General features: G+C 35.1%; 15 protein-coding genes. 11 read left to right on the forward strand and 4 right to left on the reverse strand.

Features of this window, described 5'->3' with window-relative positions; all coding sequences use genetic code 11:
* Nucleotides 1-56: 56 nt before the first annotated feature.
* The 3 genes from EKL98_RS01585 to EKL98_RS01595 are packed head-to-tail and all read left to right on the forward strand — an operon-like array spanning nt 57 to nt 1,031.
* On the forward strand, nt 57-386 hold the full coding sequence (locus EKL98_RS01585) for a YtxH domain-containing protein (protein WP_126457756.1): 330 nt from the start codon (nt 57-59) through the stop codon (nt 384-386).
* A gap of 39 nt (nt 387-425) precedes the next feature.
* The gene (locus EKL98_RS01590; RefSeq protein WP_126452310.1) at nt 426-776 is read left to right on the forward strand and encodes a competence protein; all 351 of its coding nucleotides are present in this window, start codon (nt 426-428) and stop codon (nt 774-776) included.
* Nucleotides 777-779: 3 nt separating this feature from the next.
* On the forward strand, nt 780-1,031 hold the full coding sequence (locus EKL98_RS01595) for a DUF6327 family protein (protein WP_126457755.1): 252 nt from the start codon (nt 780-782) through the stop codon (nt 1,029-1,031).
* Nucleotides 1,032-1,062: 31 nt separating this feature from the next.
* On the opposite strand, the gene EKL98_RS01600 is transcribed toward EKL98_RS01595, so the two are convergent.
* Nucleotides 1,063-2,049 (reverse strand): SPFH domain-containing protein, encoded by a 987-nt coding sequence (locus EKL98_RS01600; RefSeq protein ID WP_126457754.1) that lies wholly within the window; start codon nt 2,047-2,049, stop codon nt 1,063-1,065.
* A gap of 167 nt (nt 2,050-2,216) precedes the next feature.
* Here EKL98_RS01600 and EKL98_RS01605 point away from each other — a divergent pair, with 167 nt between their 5' ends.
* Entirely contained in the window at nt 2,217-2,687 is a 471-nt protein-coding gene (locus EKL98_RS01605; RefSeq protein ID WP_262706905.1) for a PorT family protein, read from the forward strand.
* 149 nt (nt 2,688-2,836) lie between these two features.
* Here EKL98_RS01605 and gltX read toward each other — a convergent pair whose 3' ends face one another.
* The gene (gltX, locus tag EKL98_RS01610; protein ID WP_126561369.1) at nt 2,837-4,348 is read right to left on the reverse strand and encodes a glutamate--tRNA ligase; all 1,512 of its coding nucleotides are present in this window, start codon (nt 4,346-4,348) and stop codon (nt 2,837-2,839) included.
* Between the two features lie 308 nt (nt 4,349-4,656).
* Between gltX and EKL98_RS01615 the strand changes: the two genes are divergently transcribed.
* The 6 genes from EKL98_RS01615 to EKL98_RS01640 all read left to right on the forward strand — a co-directional run bounded on the left by EKL98_RS01615 (nt 4,657) and on the right by EKL98_RS01640 (nt 14,880).
* Nucleotides 4,657-7,959 carry a hypothetical protein gene (locus EKL98_RS01615; protein WP_126561370.1) on the forward strand — a complete coding sequence of 1,101 codons (3,303 nt, stop codon included), beginning with the start codon at nt 4,657-4,659 and terminating at the stop codon, nt 7,957-7,959.
* The gene (gene ybeY, locus EKL98_RS01620; protein ID WP_126457751.1) at nt 7,956-8,363 is read left to right on the forward strand and encodes an rRNA maturation RNase YbeY; all 408 of its coding nucleotides are present in this window, start codon (nt 7,956-7,958) and stop codon (nt 8,361-8,363) included. Before EKL98_RS01615 ends, ybeY begins: the two co-directional genes overlap by 4 nt.
* A 152-nt stretch (nt 8,364-8,515) precedes the next feature.
* Nucleotides 8,516-10,387, forward strand: a complete 1,872-nt coding sequence (gene mnmG, locus EKL98_RS01625; RefSeq protein WP_126561371.1) for a tRNA uridine-5-carboxymethylaminomethyl(34) synthesis enzyme MnmG — start codon at nt 8,516-8,518, stop codon at nt 10,385-10,387.
* A 209-nt stretch (nt 10,388-10,596) separates the two neighbouring features.
* On the forward strand, nt 10,597-11,445 hold the full coding sequence (locus tag EKL98_RS01630; protein ID WP_126561372.1) for a class I SAM-dependent methyltransferase: 849 nt from the start codon (nt 10,597-10,599) through the stop codon (nt 11,443-11,445).
* Between the two features lie 316 nt (nt 11,446-11,761).
* The gene (locus EKL98_RS01635) at nt 11,762-12,328 is read left to right on the forward strand and encodes an OmpH family outer membrane protein (RefSeq protein ID WP_126553165.1); all 567 of its coding nucleotides are present in this window, start codon (nt 11,762-11,764) and stop codon (nt 12,326-12,328) included.
* 284 nt (nt 12,329-12,612) lie between these two features.
* Nucleotides 12,613-14,880: a helix-turn-helix domain-containing protein gene (locus EKL98_RS01640; protein ID WP_126561373.1), complete on the forward strand. Its 2,268-nt coding sequence runs from the start codon at nt 12,613-12,615 to the stop codon at nt 14,878-14,880.
* 57 nt (nt 14,881-14,937) lie between these two features.
* Here EKL98_RS01640 and EKL98_RS01645 read toward each other — a convergent pair whose 3' ends face one another.
* Nucleotides 14,938-15,882, reverse strand: coding sequence for an HU domain-containing protein (locus tag EKL98_RS01645; protein WP_126457747.1), 945 nt, complete (start codon nt 15,880-15,882; stop codon nt 14,938-14,940).
* Nucleotides 15,883-16,081: 199 nt separating this feature from the next.
* Here EKL98_RS01645 and dprA point away from each other — a divergent pair, with 199 nt between their 5' ends.
* Nucleotides 16,082-17,182 (forward strand): DNA-processing protein DprA, encoded by a 1,101-nt coding sequence (gene dprA / locus EKL98_RS01650; protein WP_126457746.1) that lies wholly within the window; start codon nt 16,082-16,084, stop codon nt 17,180-17,182.
* Nucleotides 17,183-17,261: 79 nt separating this feature from the next.
* On the opposite strand, the gene trpS is transcribed toward dprA, so the two are convergent.
* Entirely contained in the window at nt 17,262-18,236 is a 975-nt protein-coding gene (trpS, locus tag EKL98_RS01655) for a tryptophan--tRNA ligase (protein WP_126561374.1), read from the reverse strand.
* Nucleotides 18,237-18,332 lie beyond the last annotated feature (96 nt).

The following is an 18,332-nucleotide window of genomic DNA, read 5'->3' on the forward strand; positions in this document are numbered from 1 at the left end:
GGGTTGTTGTTTATAAATATGTATCTTTATAAAACGAACGTATAAAAGTAAGAATCATGTCGAATAATACAGGAAATACAGTATTGGCTCTTTTAACAGGTGTAGCTATAGGTGCAGGAGTAGGAATTTTATTCGCTCCGGATAAAGGCTCTAGAACTAGAGAAAAATTTAAAGATGGTTTTGAGGATGCTAAAAATGAATTAAAAAACAGATTTGATAGTGTATCTTTAGAATTGAAAGATAAGTTTTCGCTTGCTAAATACGATCTGGAAGGAACTTATGAGGAGCTAGTGTCTAATATGAGTCACAAGACGGATGATGTCATTTCTTTCTTAGAAGAAAAATTGGCGGAATTAAAATCTCAAAACGCCAAACTTCAAAAGTAATTTTGATTTAATTTAGTATTAAAATCTAAAAATAAGTACATGGCTTTTGAAGAACTAAAAGAAAACACAGAAAACATTCAAGAACAGGCTAAAGAATATTTGGAAGCTACCGCTGCTTATTATAAATTAAGAGGCTTTAAGCTTGCAATGAAATCAACGACAATGATCATAAAAATGTCTTTGATTTTACTTTGCTTTAGTATGGTTTTATTGTTTTGTTCTGTTGCGGCAGCATTTGCTATTGGAATAGCTTTAGATAGTTATGCCTATGGGTTTTTAATAGTTGGTGGAATTTATCTTGTACTGACAATGCTTTTATTTACTATTAAAGATAGAATTATTGAAGGACCCATTTTAGAGAAATTTTCAGAAATCTTTTTTAACGACTAATTTATGGAAACCAAAAAATATTCATCCTATGCTCAAATTGAAAGAGAACTGGAAATTTTAAGGATTGAAAAAGAAATCAGTTATCAAAAATTAGCGTATGGTTTTCAAAAAACAAAAGAGAGTTTAACCCCCTCAAATATTGTGAGTGGTGTCATAGGATCATCCTTAAATGCATTTTCAGGTTCGTACGGATCGCTATTGACCATTGCATTACCATTTGTGATTAAGTGGATAAAAAAAATAAAAAGAGGCTGATGAGCCTCTTTTTTTATGATTTGAATTTAAATTATTCTTCCGTTTCCGGAGCTTCTGGTTTTTCAGGTAATTGATAATCCGTTTTATTTTCTTTTTTAGGATTTGGTTTTCTATTACCTTTTTTCATCATTTCACCCACTTGATTGGAAGCGCTGAAAGAGGCAATCATGTTATTCAGCATGTCACTTCCTGCTTGAGGTGAATTGGGTAATAAAATTAAATTAGAATTAGAATCTGCTCCAATCGCTTGTAGCGTATCATAATGTTGTGTAACCACTATCAATGCTGAAGCTTCTTGGGAGTTGATACCAACTCTGTTCAAAACATCTACACTCTCTACTAAACCTTTAGCAATTTCTCTTCTTTGGTTCGCAATACCTTGTCCTTGTAATCGTTTGCTTTCTGCTTCGGCTTCGGCTTTAGCTACAATTCTAATTCTGGAGGCTTCGGCTTCAAATCCTGCAACAGTTTTTTCTCTATCAGCTGCATTAATTCTGTTCATCGCATTTTTCACTTGAATATCCGGATCGATATCTGTTACCAATGTATTGATAATCGTATAACCATACGTAGTCATGGCTTCATTTAATTCTCTTTTTACAGCAATGGCGATATCGTCTTTTCTTTCAAAAACATCATCCAGTTTTAGCTTTGGAACTTCGGCACGAACCACATCAAACACATAAGATGTTATTTGATCGTGTGGATATTCCAGTTTATAAAAAGCATCATAAACGGTTTCTTTGATAACCATAAATTGAACCGAAACTTTTAGTTTCACAAAAACATTGTCTTTGGTTTTTGTTTCAATTATGACGTCTAATTGCTGTATTTTAAGATTAACGCGACCTGCAATTCGGTCGATTAAAGGAATTTTTAGATGTAAACCTGATTGTCTAATGTTTAAAAACCTTCCAAATCGTTCTACTACTGCAGCTGTTTGCTGTTTGACAGTAAAAAAAGAGGAAAGTAAAATAAAAAATCCAACTACTAAGAGTACTATTAATGGAATGTTCATAATGTTTTTTTTAGTTAAATAAATATCCGACAATTTACAAAAAATCTTTAGGTTTGTTCTTGTAAATTTCAAATAATATGAGAAATATTTTGTTTGCTTTAGTTTGTGTTTTCATTTCAATAAGTACTTATGCCTAATACAAATAACAGGATTCCAATAGAGTAGGGATTAGTTTTGGAGTCAACCAATTTACCCTGAACACGAATAACTTTCAAACTAAACCTGAATTGGGTTGGAATGCCGGACTTTCTATGCGGGGAAATTTTTATAATAATTGGGACATGGTGTATAACATTCAATTTAGCGAGAATAATTTTTCTGTTGCAACAAACGCTTTTACTTTGGCTAAGGAAGATGTCAACTATAAATTGGCGTCAGCTCAAGTGTCTTTACAAGTGAGTTATAAACTTGTTGAAAATCATTTGAGTATTGAGTTTGGCCCAATTGTTCAAGTAAATGGAAAATTAAATATAGATAATACAGATGAAAATAATGTTATTTCTGGTACAACGTTGTTAGTCAAAGATATTAGGGAGATTTCTAATTTTAATTGTTATCCAACTGTTAGAATCACTTTTGGCGTTCGTCATTTTAGAGCTAATGTTTCCTATCAATATGGAGTCAATAATATGCTTTAAAAATGGAACAACAAGAATTTAGGAGTCAACTTCAAAGGAAATCCTGGAATACTAAACGGAAATATGATAATTTATTTGTAAAATTTTACTTGTGAATTGTATAAAATATAAAGCTTCTAGCCTTCAAAAGGCTAGAAGCTTTATTAGTTTTAAAGAGTAGCAATTGCTTTTTGAATTCTGTTAATCGTTTCGTCTTTTCCTATTACTTCAACGATATCAAATAGGTGAGGACCTTTCAGTGCGCCAACCAAGCTCAATCGAAACGGTTGCATTACTTTTCCCATTCCAATTTCATTTTTTGTCATCCAATCTTTGACAATTGTTTCTGTGTTCATCGAAGTGAAATCGGTGATTTCTTCTATAACAGAAATTAATTCTTGCATCAATGCCGGAGTTTCTGCTTTCCAATTTTTGCTTGCTTTTTCATCATAGGCTGTTGGAGCCACAAAAAAGAAATCGCTCATTTCCCAAAATTCTGAAACGAAATCCGCACGTTCTTTGATTAAAGAAACTATTTTGGTCAACTTTGTCATTTCGAGCGCAGTCGAGAAACCTTTTTCAGCTAAAATAGGAGTATAGGCTTTCGCCAAAGTTGCATCTTCCCGCTTTATTAAATACTGGTGATTGAACCATTTGTTTTTTTCTGGATCAAATTTAGCTCCAGCTTTATGAACTCTGTTCAAGTCAAATGCTTCCACTAATTCCTCCAGCGAGAATAATTCTTTATCCGTTCCATCGTTCCAACCTAATAATGCTAAAAAGTTGATTACGGCTTCCGGGAAAAATCCTTTTTCTCTGTAACCAGATGAAATGCCTTCTGTAGTTTTCCAATCTAATGGAAATACAGGAAATCCCATTTTATCACCGTCACGCTTGGATAATTTTCCGTTCCCAACAGGTTTCATAATCAATGGTAAATGTGCAAATTCCGGTGCTTCCCAACCAAATGCTCTGTACAACAAAACGTGCAAAGGCATTGATGGTAACCATTCTTCACCGCGAATTACATGTGATGTTTCCATTAAATGATCATCCACAATATTAGCCAAATGGTACGTTGGCATTCCGTCACTTTTGAACAATACTTTATCGTCTAAAAGATTCGTTTCAAATTTCACATCGCCACGAATTATGTCATGCAGATGCAAGGTTTCATTCACTGGAGTTTTAAAACGGATGACATAATGCTCTCCATCAGCAATTCTTTTAGCAGTTTCATCTGCAGAAATCACTAAGGAGGTATCTAGTTTTTCTCTGTTAGTATGATTGTAAATAAAGGTGTTCCCTTGATCTTCTTCTAATTTTCTTGCTGAATCCAATGTTTCGGCTGTATCAAAAGCATAATACGCATTTCCAGAATTGATTAATTCAGCAGCATATTGTTGGTACAATTCTTTTCTTTCGCTTTGACGGTATGGACCAAATTTTTCATTTTTACCAATAGTCTCATCGGGTGCAATTCCTAACCATTCTAGCGCTTCCATGATATATTCTTCGGCTCCGGGAACAAAACGATTTTGGTCTGTATCTTCAATTCTCAGGAAGAAGACACCATTGTTTTTTTTGGCAAACAAATAATTGAATAATGCGGTACGAACTCCGCCAATATGTAAAGGTCCCGTTGGACTTGGTGCAAAACGCACCCGAACTTGTCTAGACATTGCTGTATTTTTTTTGCAAAGATACAAATTCAAGTAGGCAAACACATCAGTTTTTAAAAGAACCGCAAATCCGCAAATTTATTTTTAGAAAAACTAAATTTTGTATTTTAGGATGTTAATTAGTGCAATTCTACATCAAGTGGTTTATTTAATATAGATTTTTTTATAAAAATTAGCGAATTAGCGGTAAAAACGTTGATTCTGTTTGCCAAGAGACTTCAATCTTTGATTCAGATATTTTGGAATTTGGATAATTGCCAGCATATAAATTATTACTTTTATTGGTTACAACAAACAAAGCATAAATTTTGGAAACTCATGAATTTATTTATCTAAAATTAGAAGCTTTCATCAGGAAGTTTTATACCAACGAATTGATACGGGGAACTATTTTCTTTGTCGGTTTAGGATTGTTGTATTTCCTTTTTACGCTTTTTGTCGAATATTTTCTTTGGCTCAAGCCAATAGGAAGAACCATTTTATTTTGGACTTTCATTGGAGTAGAAGTCTATTTGTTGTTCCGTTTTATTTTGTTTCCCATTTTTAAATTATTCAAACTTCAAAAAGGAATCGATTACAATCAGGCTTCGGAAATTATTGGAAATCATTTTACGGAAGTGAGTGATAAGTTGACAAATTTCTTACAATTGGCAGATTCGGATATTCATCAAAGTAAATCGGAGTTATTAGCTGCTTCGATTGAACAAAAAGCCAATGCATTGCAACCAATTCCTTTTGGGAACGCCATAAATTATAATGTTAACAGAAAGTATTTTCCTTTGGCTTTAATTCCAATTTTGTTATATGCTTTCTTTTATTTTTCTGGAAACAGCAGCATGATTTCTCAAAGTTTGAATAGAGTAGTACATTTCAATTCGGCTTTTTTGCCACCGGCTCCTTTTAAATTCGTTGTTTTAAATTCGAATTTACAAACCGAACAAGGAAAGGATTTTATCCTTCGCATTAAAACCGAAGGAAAGATAGCTCCGGAGAATGCAATGATTTTCATTGGCGATGAAAGTTATTTCATGGAATCATCGAAAGCTGGAGAATTTCAATTTAAGATGGCAAAGCCTTCAGGAAATATTTTGTTTCACGTGGAGGGAAATGCTATTTCTTCTCCGGATTATGAATTGAAAGTGATAACCGTTCCTTTGATTGCTAATTTCGAAATGCAATTGAACTTTCCTTCATATTTGAATAAAAAAGCAGAAACTATAAATGGAACTGGAAATGCTGTTATTCCTGAAGGAACGCGTGTAACTTGGAAAATAGAAACTCAAGCGACCCAAAATATTGCGTGGATGAGCGGAATTTCCAAATCTTCTTTTTCGAAAACAGAAAACTCCTTTATTTTATCTAAAAATATACTTCAAAATACAGATTATCAAATATTTACTTCAAATGATAAGGTAAAAAACCACGAAAAACTCAATTATCAGCTTACAGTTATCAAAGATCAGTTCCCAACGATCAATGTGAACAATACACCGGACAGTTTGAAGATTGCTAAGAACTATGTTTTAGGCCAAATCACGGATGATTATGGTTTGTCTAGACTTCAGATTGTTTATTACGAAATAGAGAAACCGCAAACTGCCAAACGTGGAACAATTGCCATTAAAAAAAGTTCTTTTGACCAATTTGTATTTTCGTTTCCAAGTAATCTTCCGGTGGAGCAAGGGGTTTCTTATGAGTATTATTTTGAAGTTTTTGATAATGATGCGATTCACAATTTTAAAAGTACGAAGTCTATGGTCTTCACTAATCGTGTTTCCACAGATGAAGAAAAGGAAGATCAAATTTTGCAGCAGCAAAACGACAACATTAACAGTTTAGAGAAGTCGTTAAAAAACCAGGACAAGCAAATGGCCGATATAGAAAAGTTTCAAAAAACCGGAAAAGAGAAAGAAAATTTGGATTTCAAAGATCAGCAAAAAGTAAATGATTTTATCAAGCGTCAAATGAAACAGGATGAGATGATGAAAGAATTTACAAAAAAAATGAATGACAATTTGGAGCAATTCAAAACGGATAAAAAAGATGAATTAAAAGAAGTGCTTCAAAACCGAATGGACAAATCGGAAAAACAATTGGAAAAAAACCAAAAGCTTTTAGATGAGTTGAAAGAACTTAACGATAAAATCCAGAATGAAGAGTTGTTGACCAAGTTGGATATTTTTAAACAAAACAGTAAAAACCAAACTAAGAATTTAGAACAGTTGGTAGAGTTGACTAAGAGATTTTATGTTGAAAAGAAAGCGGAACAGTTAGGTGAAAAACTGGACAAGCTTTCTAAAAAACTAAACAAATTATCTGATGATGAAAATGAAAATAAACTGGATAAACAGGAAGATATTAATGCGGAGTTTGATAAAATTCAATTAGATTTAAATGATTTGGAAAAAGAAAATAAGGAATTAAAATCACCATTGGATTTACCAAAAGATGATGCTAAAGAAAAAAGCATTGATGATGATTTAAAGAAAGCTTCTGAGGAATTGAAGAAAGATAAAAAGGATAAAGCCAAACCAAACCAAAAAAGTGCTTCTAAAAAGATGATAGAGATGGCGCAAAAAATGGCGCAAACTTTGGATAAAGGAGATATGGAACAGTTGCAGGAAGATGTTGTCATGTTGCGACAAATCGCAGACAATTTATTAGCTTTTTCTTTGTCACAGGAAGATTTGATGAATCAGTTCAAAAGGCATAAATCAGGGTCTCCAGCGTTCAATAAAAACATAAAACTTCAACAGGATTTAAAGCAACAGTTCAAGCATGTTGACGATAGTTTATTTGCGATGTCCTTGCGTAATCCTAAAATTGCGGAGGATATTACCAAAGAAATTGGTAATGTAGTTTACAACGTCGACAAATCGTTATCCAGTTTAACCGACGCTCAAGTTCCAAAAGGTTTGTCTCACCAACAATATTCGATTTCATCGGCTAACAAACTAGCAGATTTTCTCAGTGACATGCTTTACAATATGCAAATGCAAATGTCAGGAATGGGTTCTGGGAAACCGAAGCTAGGTCAAGGACAAGGAATGCAATTGCCGGATATTATTAAAAAACAAGAAGGTCTTGGCGAGAAAATGAAAGACGGAATTAAGAAAGGAGATAAGTATGGGGACGGTCCAAAAGGACAAAATGGTAAACAAGGAAATCAAGGAAAACCGGGACAAAAGGGTGAGGGCGGAGAAGGTGATGCACAAGCTATAATGGAAATTTACAAAGAACAAAAGCAATTAAGGGAAGCATTGCAAAACGAATTAAATAAACAAGGATTGGTTGGTAATGGACAAAGCGCTTTGGAACAAATGAAGCAAATTGAAAAGCAATTATTAAACAAAGGTTTTAAGAACGAAACGCTTCAAAAGATATTGAATGTGAAACAGGAATTGTTGAAATTAAATTCCGCTATTCAGCAACAAGGTGAAGAAAACAAACGCCAATCCGAAACCAATAAAAAGGAGTTTAAAAACCCATCTAATGTGCTTCCGGCAGCTTTATTAGATTATTTGAATAGCATAGAAATATTAAATAGACAATCCTTACCTTTACGCTCGAATTTTAATCAAAAAGTTCAAGAATATTTTAATAAAAAATGATCAATTTTAATTACGAAACCGACTTTAATTTAGACAACGAAGAAGCTGTTGTAGCTTGGTTGGAAAATGTTATTACTTCAGAAAACAAGAAAGAAGGAGAGATTAATTACATCTTTTGTGATGATGAGTATCTACATAAAATCAATGTAGAATATTTGAATCATGATACGCTAACAGATATAATTAGTTTTGATTATTCTATGGGTAATGAGTTGCACGGTGATATTTTTGTTTCTGTCGAAAGAGTGAAAGACAATGCCGCTGATTTCAATGTCTCTTTTGAGCAAGAATTAAAACGCGTTTTAGTTCACGGAATTTTACATTACTGTGGCTACAAAGACAAAGGAGAGTCGGAGGAGCTTTTAATGCGTAGTAAAGAAGATGAAAAAATCGCTATGTTTTAGGTGAAATAATAGTGTTTTCTTTATTTTAATCTAAAGTGTTTCACGTGGAACATTTAGTTTAGATTTGAAAATTGAGTATATAATGTTTCACGTGGAACAATTAAATAGATTTCAAAATCACAATCCTTAATACGGATTAAATTATAAAGAAGATGTTTTTAAATGAATATGATGTGATAGTTGTGGGCGCAGGACACGCCGGTTCTGAGGCTGCTGCCGCTGCTGCAAATCTTGGTTCTAAAACCTTACTGGTAACAATGAGTTTGCAGAATATTGCCCAAATGTCATGCAACCCAGCTATGGGTGGAATTGCTAAAGGACAAATTGTACGCGAGATTGATGCGCTTGGGGGGTACTCTGGAATTGTTTCGGATAGAACTGCAATCCAGTTCAAGATGCTGAACAAATCCAAAGGTCCTGCAATGTGGTCTCCGCGTGTTCAAAGTGATCGAATGCGTTTTGCCGAGGAGTGGAGAATGATGCTTGAAGGAACTCCAAATCTTGACTTTTATCAGGAAATGGTGAAAGGTTTGATTATTGAAAACGGAAAAATAAAAGGAATCCGAACTTCGCTAGGAGTAGAGATTCGGTCTAAGTCGGTTGTGTTGACTAATGGAACTTTCCTGAATGGATTGATTCATATTGGCGAAAAACAATTTGGTGGTGGAAGAGCAGGCGAGAGTGCTGCACATGGAATTACTGAAGATTTAGTTGCTGCTGGGTTTCAATCAGGACGAATGAAAACAGGAACGCCTCCAAGAGTTGATGGACGATCTTTGGATTATTCAAAAATGAATGAAGAAAAAGGAGATGCGAAGCCGGATAAATTTTCCTATTCAGATGTGACCTCACCGTTGATTCATCAAAAATCGTGTCATATGACCTATACCTCTCTTGAAGTTCACGATATTTTGAGAGAAGGTTTTGATCGTTCGCCAATGTTTAACGGTAGAATAAAAAGTCTTGGGCCAAGATATTGTCCGTCGATTGAAGATAAAATTAATCGTTTTGCGGATAAAGAAAGACATCAACTGTTTGTAGAACCAGAAGGATGGAATACTTGTGAAGTTTATGTGAATGGATTTTCAACGTCGCTTCCTGAGGATATTCAATTCAAGGCATTGAGTTCTGTTGTAGGATTTGAAAAAGTAAAATTCTTTCGTCCGGGATATGCAATTGAATATGATTATTTCCCGCCGACACAATTGAAGCATACTTTGGAAACAAAACTTATTGAAGGATTGTATTTCGCTGGTCAAATAAACGGAACTACAGGATATGAAGAAGCAGCTTCTCAAGGACTGATGGCCGGAATAAATGCGCATTTGAAAGTGCATGAAAAAGCACCCTTAATTTTAAAAAGAGACGAAGCCTATATCGGAGTTTTAATTGATGATTTAATTACGAAAGGAACTGAAGAACCATATAGAATGTTTACGTCTCGAGCAGAATATAGAACGCTGTTGCGTCAGGACAATGCCGATTTTAGATTAACTCCCATGTCACATGAAATAGGTTTGGCCTCAGAAGCACGTTTGCGCAGAATGGAACACAAACTAAATGAATCCGAAAAAATGGTGGCTTTCTTCAAAGAAACGAGTGTTTCGGTTGCGGAAGCAAATCCTGTTTTAGAAGCAAAAGAGACGGCGCTGATTTCGCAAGGGGATAAGATGTTCAAAGTGTTTTCACGTCCGCAAATTGATTTAGAGGACATGATGAAATTCGAGAAAGTACTAGCTTATGTTGCCGCCAATGATGTGGATCAAGAAATTTTAGAACAAGCCGAAATCCAAGTGAAATATTCTGGTTACATAGAAAAAGAAAGAAATAATGCTGATAAGTTACTTCGTTTAGAAGATGTTAAAATCCCTGAAAATTTTGATTATGATAAAATTAAGTCCATGTCAATTGAGGCCAAACAAAAACTAAGCAAGATTCGTCCTGTTACCATTTCGCAAGCATCAAGAATCAGCGGTGTGTCACCAAGTGATGTTTCGGTGTTGTTGATTTATATGGGACGCTAGTTTAGTGATCAGTATTCAGTCGCAGTATTCAGTTTCTCGGAAGTGCTAAAAACGGAATACTGGTTACTAAAAATTGTTCCACGTGAAACTACGCTGTGAAGCCTTGGAGTTATTAAAGAATCATAAAAATAAATAATTCAGCCCTGAAAGCATTCGTATGTGTTTTCAGGGTTTTGTTTAAAATTAAAAATATAAAAGACTATTAATTAATGAACATTTCAAACCAACAGCCTTTTTTAACCGTTAAAGATTATTCTGTTTCTCAGGAGGTTTTTAACTTGTATCATGACGCCAAATTAGATATGCTGATTACGTCTCCACAACCCAGTTTAGAAAATTTAGGCAAGTATTACGAAAGCGTGGATTATATTTCGCACACCGATAGCAAACGATCTCTGTTTGAAAAAGCATATCATTTTATAAAAACTATTGCACTTAAAAATAAATTGAATTTAATTAATTCATTGCAATCCAACAAAGGGAGTATTTTAGATATAGGTGCCGGAACAGGGGATTTTTTATATGTTGCCAAAGAAAACGGTTGGCATGCCATAGGAGTAGAGCCAAGTGAAAAAGCAAAAGCAATTGCCAAAAATAAAGGCGTTTCATTTGTTGGCGAAACCAGTGAGTTAGACAATCATTCTTTTGAAGTCATTTCGATGTGGCATGTTTTGGAGCACGTTCCTAATTTGGAAAACCAAATCAAAGAACTCAAACGATTATTAAAACCTAATGGAACTTTAATTATTGCTGTTCCAAATTTTAAATCCTTCGATGCAAAACATTACGGAACGTTTTGGGCCGCTTATGATGTGCCAATTCATTTTTGGCATTTTTCTAAAACGGCTATAAAAATGCTTTTCGAGAAAGAAGAAATGAAATTGGTACAAGTGCTTCCCATGAAATTTGATTCGTTTTATGTTGCTTTGCTTTCGGAAAAATACAAAACCGGAAAAATGAATTATATAAAAGCCTTTTTTGTTGGATTGCAATCAAATTGGGAAGCGAAGAAGAATTCTGAGTATTCCTCACACATTTACATCCTAAAAAACACCTAAAAATCATTTTAAGTGTGTTTAAGTGTGTTTTTTAATGAAATCGAAGGTGATCATCGGATTTTTAAACTAATTCGTTTATTTAGAAGATATGAAGCTCGTTTTTAATAGTCATAGATTATGCATTTGTGAATCACAATAATAAAATCTTATATCATAAAAAAGTAGCATTTTTCAAACTTTATGTCAATACTATCTATTTTTTTATATTTTTGTCACCAATACTCAAAACTAGAAATTCATCAAAATGAAATCAAAGATTCACGACACGAGCGTTAGCGAACTGGCAACGCAATACCAAAAAATAAATATTAAAAACATGAGTAAAAAAGCATTAGTAATTATCGCATTATCAATTTCAATTGTTGCTTGTAACAAACCAGCAGAAGTTAAGGAAGTGAAAACTGCTTACGTAGATACTTCTGAATTAATGAAGGAATATACAGAGGCCAAAGATCTTGAAGCAAAATACAAGACAAAAGCAGAAGAAAAAGGAAGACAGCTAGAGGCTGAAATTAATCGATTCAAGCAAGAAGCAGCAGGTTTCCAAGCTCAGGCACAAGCTAACGGGCAGGCTTGGGCACAACAAAAAGGAGCTGAACTGCAAAAAAAAGAACAACAATTGAGCTACGCACAACAAGCGTTGTCTCAGGAATTGCAGCAAGAAAGCGGAAAAGAAATGGATTCTCTGGTGAGTGGTGTGAAAAAATTTATTAAATCCTACGGTAAGGAAAAAGGATATGCCTACATCTATGGAACCGGTGACGCTGCCTCAATTTTATACGCAGAAGATAAATTTGATATCACAAAAGAAATTATCAAAGCCTTGAACGATAAATATAAAGCTCCTGCAAAAACGGAAGAAACAGCAGCGGCTAAAAAATAAATTTTTACTATTAATTCAAAAGATTGCCTTCGTCTATAGTTAGATTGAAGGCTTTTTTTTTGAAGCCATACCCGGTTATCCGCTATAAACGTAGTTCACTGAACTCCAATTGAAATAAAAGTATAGTGAAGTAATCTCTCGTGTAGCAAGTGTTTTTTCTAAATTTCGAGGATTTTCGCTGCTATCTGGGCTAAAAAACAGTCGAATTATAATCGTAAATATTTTCCAATTATTCCAATAGTGTTTTTAATTTTCAATACTTTAGCTTTATATATACACGCCTAATGCAAACCATTTCAGAAGCCGCCGCTTATACCTTACGATTCATCAATCAAACCCATCGATCCGTTTTCCTGACCGGTAAAGCAGGAACGGGAAAAACCACCCTTTTACGGGAAATTATCCAAACCACGCACAAAAACACCGTTGTGGTGGCGCCAACAGGAATTGCCGCGTTAAATGCAGGAGGCGTTACGATTCACTCCATGTTTCAGTTGCCGTTTGGAGGATTTATTCCAGATAATTCATCACCTCAATTTTCCGAAAGTACTAAATTTGAAACCAAAGCTACCTTGCGCAGGCATTTCAAAATGAGTGGTTTGAAGAAATCGGTGATTCGCAATATGGAATTATTGATTATCGATGAAGTCAGTATGCTTCGTGCGGATTTGCTGGATGCGATGGATTATATGATGCAAACAGTACGCAAGCGCAACACTGCTTTTGGAGGTGTTCAAGTCTTATATATTGGTGATTTGTTGCAGTTGCCGCCGGTCATTCGGGACGAAGAATGGCGTACGCTGAAAACCTATTACAAAGGAAAATTCTTTTTTCATTCGCACGTCGTGCAACAAAATCCGCCTTTATACATTGAATTGTCCAAGATTTTTCGCCAGACTGACGATACATTTATTTCGGTTTTGAATAACCTGCGCAACAATGAGATTTCACAGCAGGACATTCAAACCTTAAACCAATATGTAAAACCCGATTTCGATTTAAAAGCAAATAAAGGATACATCACATTAACCACGCACAACAACAAAGCCGATACGATGAACGCGCAGGCTTTACAAGATCTGGAGGGAAAGCTGGTGGTTTATAAACCGGAGATTACCGGAGATTTTCCGGATAAGATATTTCCCGTGGAACAACAATTGCAGTTAAAAGTGGGCGCGCAAATCATGTTTGTAAAAAATGATTTATCCTTTGATAAACACTATTTCAACGGAAAAATGGGCGTTATCAAATCCCTTTCGAGTAAAGAAATTCTGGTTCATTTTCCGGAAGAAAATAAAACTATAGAAGTTGAAAGATATGAATGGCAAAACATTCGATACAAAGTAGACGAAACCACTAAAGAAATTGATGAAGAGGTTTTGGGAACTTTTGTGCACTATCCCATCAAATTAGCATGGGCGATTACGGTGCATAAAAGCCAGGGACTAACCTTTGATAAAGCAGCACTTGATGTTTCGCAAGTTTTTCTACCCGGACAGGCTTATGTGGCATTATCTCGTTTGCGCTCACTAGAAGGGCTTATTTTGCTATCTCCGTTGCGTATGAATGGCATTTCAAACGATCAGGATGTCATGGATTACTCATTAAACAAAGCTTCGGATTCGTTTTTAGAGAATGCCTTGCATTTTGAAACCAAAAATTTCATCCATAACTATCTGACAAACACCTTTGATTGGAACGATTTGGCTCAGGAATGGCGCAATCATAAATTCAGTTATAACGAAAAATCAGAAATTTCAGAGAAATCCAAACACGCTGTTTGGGCCAAAAAGCAAACAGAAATCATTGAACAGCTTTTAGATCCATCCAAAAAATTCATTTCGCAGTTGAATACCCTTTTTGGTCAGGAAACGGTCGATTTGAATCACGTATCGGAACGCATTCAAGCCGCTTTCAGTTATTTCCTAAAACCAATGGACGAGCTGGTTTTTGAAATTCTTTGGAAAATTGAAGAAGTAAAGCGCATCAAAAAAGTAAAAACGTTTTATGATGAATTAATCGTGCTAGAAGAATTGCAAACCAAAGCCGTTTTACGCTTAATGAAGGCCAAATTATTGATAGAAACCGTTGTGGCAGGAGAAGCCATTTCGAAAGAAAAATTGACCTCTTCAGAAATAAAAAATTACATCATCCGCAAGACAGAAGCCATACAAAATCAATTCAAGGAATTAAATATAACCTTGATTGCCGATGATAAAGACATAGAGCGTTATACTTCGAAAAAAGCAAAAACAACGGTACCTAAAAAAACAACGGTGCAGGAAACCTATGAATTGTGGGTCGAAAAGAAATCAATTGCGGATATTGCAACTATCAGAGTGCTGACCAAACAAACGATTTACACCCATTTTGTAAAGCTGATACAAACCAAAGCAGTTTCAATTTCAGAGGTTTTATCGGAGGATAAAATGCAGGATTTAGCAGCTGCTTTTGCAGGATATAAAGAAGAATCACTGAATGCGTTGATGGAGAAATACGGTCATAAATTTTCTTGGGAAGAAGCGAGAATGTACAAAGCGAGTTTGAATTAAATAATAAGAAAGTATTAAAACTAAAAAACCCTATTCGGTACGAATAGGGTTTTTGTTTTATAGTGACTGAATTAATATCCAAGCTTCTGGATTGTGCTTTTCATTGATTTCTTTTTTTGCTTTTTCTGCTTCAGCAAATGTGGCGTAACTGCCATACAAAACCGGAAAATAACCGTTTCGGTTAGGAGCGATTCGCTTGGCATCATATCCTAAGCGATTTAAAATCCGCAGTGTTTTATCCGCATTTTTTTCTTCCCTGTACACTCCGGCCATAATGTGATACGGCATTTTTGCTTCGATAGTCGATTTTACGGATAGTGTAACAGCAGGAACCGGACTTTCGATGAAGAATGTGGCTTGCTGAATTTTATTTTGAACTTGTTTTTGAACGGCAGTTTCTACAAGAATCGTTTCTGAGGCAATTTGATTTTGATACATTGGATAACCAACACTTCCCGCAAGTCCTAATCCTAACACAAAAATAGCGGCGTATTTTAAATATGGATTCGCTGTTCTGGTTTCAGGAACCATAGTGATGGTTGCTTTTTCTTCAATTGCTTCTACTTCTTTTTCGAAGATTGCTCTTTTTACAAGTGGTGAAACAAAGGGAGCCAACCCAAAAGAGCTGGTTAAGTAATTCGTTTGGTCGTATGGAGTGAAAACTATATTTTTATCCGCGTTCAAATGAAGATCACCTACATTTTTGATAGAAAAAAGTTCGTTTTCTTCTAATGTTTTTTTCCAAGTAAAAACTTCATATTGAATGGCACTAACGGCGTATTCATAAGACGTTTTCTCTGCTAAAGCGATATGATTGGCTAATAAACCATCATTGTTTTTCAAATTAGCATTGAAAGCGATCATTTTTTTGGGAGGAGAAAACGAGTTCGTGCTTTCGTTCCGTTTAGCCGATTGAATTTCGGTCAAAAAAGCTCCGAAACCCGGAACGGTTACACATTGATAACGGTATAAAAGCTGCGCGATGTATAGTTCGATTTTCATACTCACAAAGTTATACAACGAAAACAGGTATCAAAATTTTATTTACAATTTTTATTAACAATCCGCATAAAAATTTATACATTTCACCCTCAAATAATTAGCATGAAATAGCCATGTTTAATCGTTATACAAACATAAATAAAGATTTTTTTAAACTGGCGTATTCCATATTCCAATAAAAAACAAGTATTATCTACATATGAAAGAGCAGGATTTATTTTATTTATTGGCATTGCAAAGAATAGAGGGCGTGGGCGACATCATAGCCAAAAAACTGCTTACCCATTTTGGAACAGCAGAAGCGGTTTTTAATACAAAAGCATCGCAACTCGCTGCTATTGATGGAGTAGGATCTGTTTTGCTGAAAAATTTAAAAGATAAATCAGTTTTCGAAAAAGCGACTCAGGAACTGGAGTTTATAAAAGCAAATGAAATCAATGCGGTTTATTTTCAGGACGAAGAATATCCAGATCGGTTGAAACATTGTATTGACGGACCACTTTTATTATTCACATCTGGAAATATCAATTTAAAAAACAGAAGAATAATCAGCATTGTAGGAACGCGCCAAATTACCTCGTACGGTACTGAATTTTGTAGAAAACTGATCGAAGATTTGGCTCCACTCGATCCTATAATCGTAAGTGGTTTTGCCTACGGTGTCGATATTGTGGCGCATCAATTGGCAATGGAAAATAACCTACAAACCATTGGTGTTGTTGCTCATGGTTTAAACCAAATTTACCCGAAAACCCATAAAAAATATGTGTCGAAAGTCGAACAAAACGGTGGTTTTATGACTGAGTTTTGGAGTTCCTCCAATCCGGATAAAGAAAATTTCGTGCGAAGAAACCGGATCGTTGCAGGAATGTCTGAAGCGACGATTGTAATTGAATCTGCCGATAGAGGCGGATCGTTAATCACTGCAAACATGGCGAATGATTACAATCGTGATGTTTTTGCGGTTCCGGGACGTGTTACAGATAAGTATAGCCAAGGCTGCAACAACCTCATAAAGACTCAAAAAGCAAATGTATTGACTAGTGCCGCTGATTTGGTTTATATTTTGAATTGGGACATTCAGAAGGAATCCAAACCCATACAAAAACAATTGTTTGTAAGCTTAGAGGAAGACGAACAAAAAGTATACGACTACCTCCTTAAAACAGGGAAAGAACTAATGGATATTATTGCTTTGCGCTGTGATTTTCCTATTTATAAAATCTCAGGAATGCTATTAAATATGGAATTGAAAGGCGTGATACGGCCTTTACCGGGGAAATTGTTTGAGGCGATTTGATTTTAACATATAAGTCATGAAAGCTTTAATAAAATAGTATTAAACTTAAAAAAACTTATATGTTTTAAAAATCGATTGTTTAAACCTCAAATCCTAATTTCTCTCTCACTCTTGCCAAAACTCCATTGGCAACAGCCGAAGCTTTTTGAGCACCAATTTTTAGTAAAGCATCTACTTCAGGAAGGTTGTTCATGTAATACTTGTATTTTTCTCTTTCTGTTTTGAAAGTTTCTATAATCAACTCAAACAACGCTTGTTTGGCGTGACCGTAACCGTAATTTCCATTTAAGTAATTGGCAGTCATTGTGGCTATTTGTTGTTGATTTGCCAATAATTTATAAATGGCAAACGCATTGCACGTATCCGGATTTTTAGGATCTTCCAGCGGCGTGCTGTCGGTTTCAATGCTCATAACTTGTTTGCGTAAGGACTTATCATCCAAGAATATATTGATAATATTATTAGCTGATTTACTCATTTTTCCGCCGTTAGTTCCGGGAATCAGCATGCTGTCTTCCTGAATTTTTGCTACGGGAAGTACAAAAGTCTCTCCCATTTGGTGGTTGAAACGGGACGCTACATCACGCGTGATTTCAACGTGCTGCAATTGGTCTTTTCCTACGGGTACAAACTCGGCGTCGTATAATAAAATATCTGCCGCCATCAGCATTGGATACGAAAATAAACCAGCGTTGACATCTTCCAGTCTATCCGCTTTGTCTTTGAAAGAATGCGCTAATGTCAAGCGTTGAAAAGGGAAAAAACAACTCAAATACCATGACAATTCGGCTGTTTGCGGCACATCTGATTGTCTGTAGAAAACGACTTTATCTACATTCAAACCACAGGCAAGCCAGGCTGCAGCAGTACTGTAAGTATTTGTTCTTAAAGTTTCGCCGTTTTTTATTTGCGTTATGGAATGCAAATCGGCAATGAAAAGAAACGATTCGTTTTCCGGTTTATTTGATAGTGCTATTGCGGGAATGATTGCACCAAGTAAGTTTCCTAAATGCGGTGTTCCGGTACTTTGAACGCCTGTCAGTATTTTTGCCATTATGATTTTTAACTATTACCGCAAAGTTCGCAAAGTTTTTTATTTTTTACCGCAAATTTGCAAATTATAAAAATCAAGTTACTTTAAATCGTGTTA

Source organism: Flavobacterium bomense (genome assembly GCF_003970355.1).

Bases quoted from the DNA above. Each gene is read 5' to 3' on its own strand.
- EKL98_RS01585 (WP_126457756.1), top strand. From the start codon at position 57: ATGTCGAATAATACAGGAAATACAGTATTGGCTCTTTTAACAGGTGTA.
- EKL98_RS01590 (WP_126452310.1), top strand. From the start codon at position 426: ATGGCTTTTGAAGAACTAAAAGAAAACACAGAAAACATTCAAGAACAG.
- EKL98_RS01595 (WP_126457755.1), top strand. From the start codon at position 780: ATGGAAACCAAAAAATATTCATCCTATGCTCAAATTGAAAGAGAACTG.
- EKL98_RS01600 (WP_126457754.1), bottom strand. From the start codon at position 2,049: ATGAACATTCCATTAATAGTACTCTTAGTAGTTGGATTTTTTATTTTA.
- gltX (WP_126561369.1), bottom strand. From the start codon at position 4,348: ATGTCTAGACAAGTTCGGGTGCGTTTTGCACCAAGTCCAACGGGACCT.
- ybeY (WP_126457751.1), top strand. From the start codon at position 7,956: ATGATCAATTTTAATTACGAAACCGACTTTAATTTAGACAACGAAGAA.
- mnmG (WP_126561371.1), top strand. From the start codon at position 8,516: ATGTTTTTAAATGAATATGATGTGATAGTTGTGGGCGCAGGACACGCC.
- EKL98_RS01630 (WP_126561372.1), top strand. From the start codon at position 10,597: ATGAACATTTCAAACCAACAGCCTTTTTTAACCGTTAAAGATTATTCT.
- EKL98_RS01635 (WP_126553165.1), top strand. From the start codon at position 11,762: ATGAGTAAAAAAGCATTAGTAATTATCGCATTATCAATTTCAATTGTT.
- EKL98_RS01640 (WP_126561373.1), top strand. From the start codon at position 12,613: ATGCAAACCATTTCAGAAGCCGCCGCTTATACCTTACGATTCATCAAT.
- EKL98_RS01645 (WP_126457747.1), bottom strand. From the start codon at position 15,882: ATGAAAATCGAACTATACATCGCGCAGCTTTTATACCGTTATCAATGT.
- dprA (WP_126457746.1), top strand. From the start codon at position 16,082: ATGAAAGAGCAGGATTTATTTTATTTATTGGCATTGCAAAGAATAGAG.
- trpS (WP_126561374.1), bottom strand. From the start codon at position 18,236: ATGGCAAAAATACTGACAGGCGTTCAAAGTACCGGAACACCGCATTTA.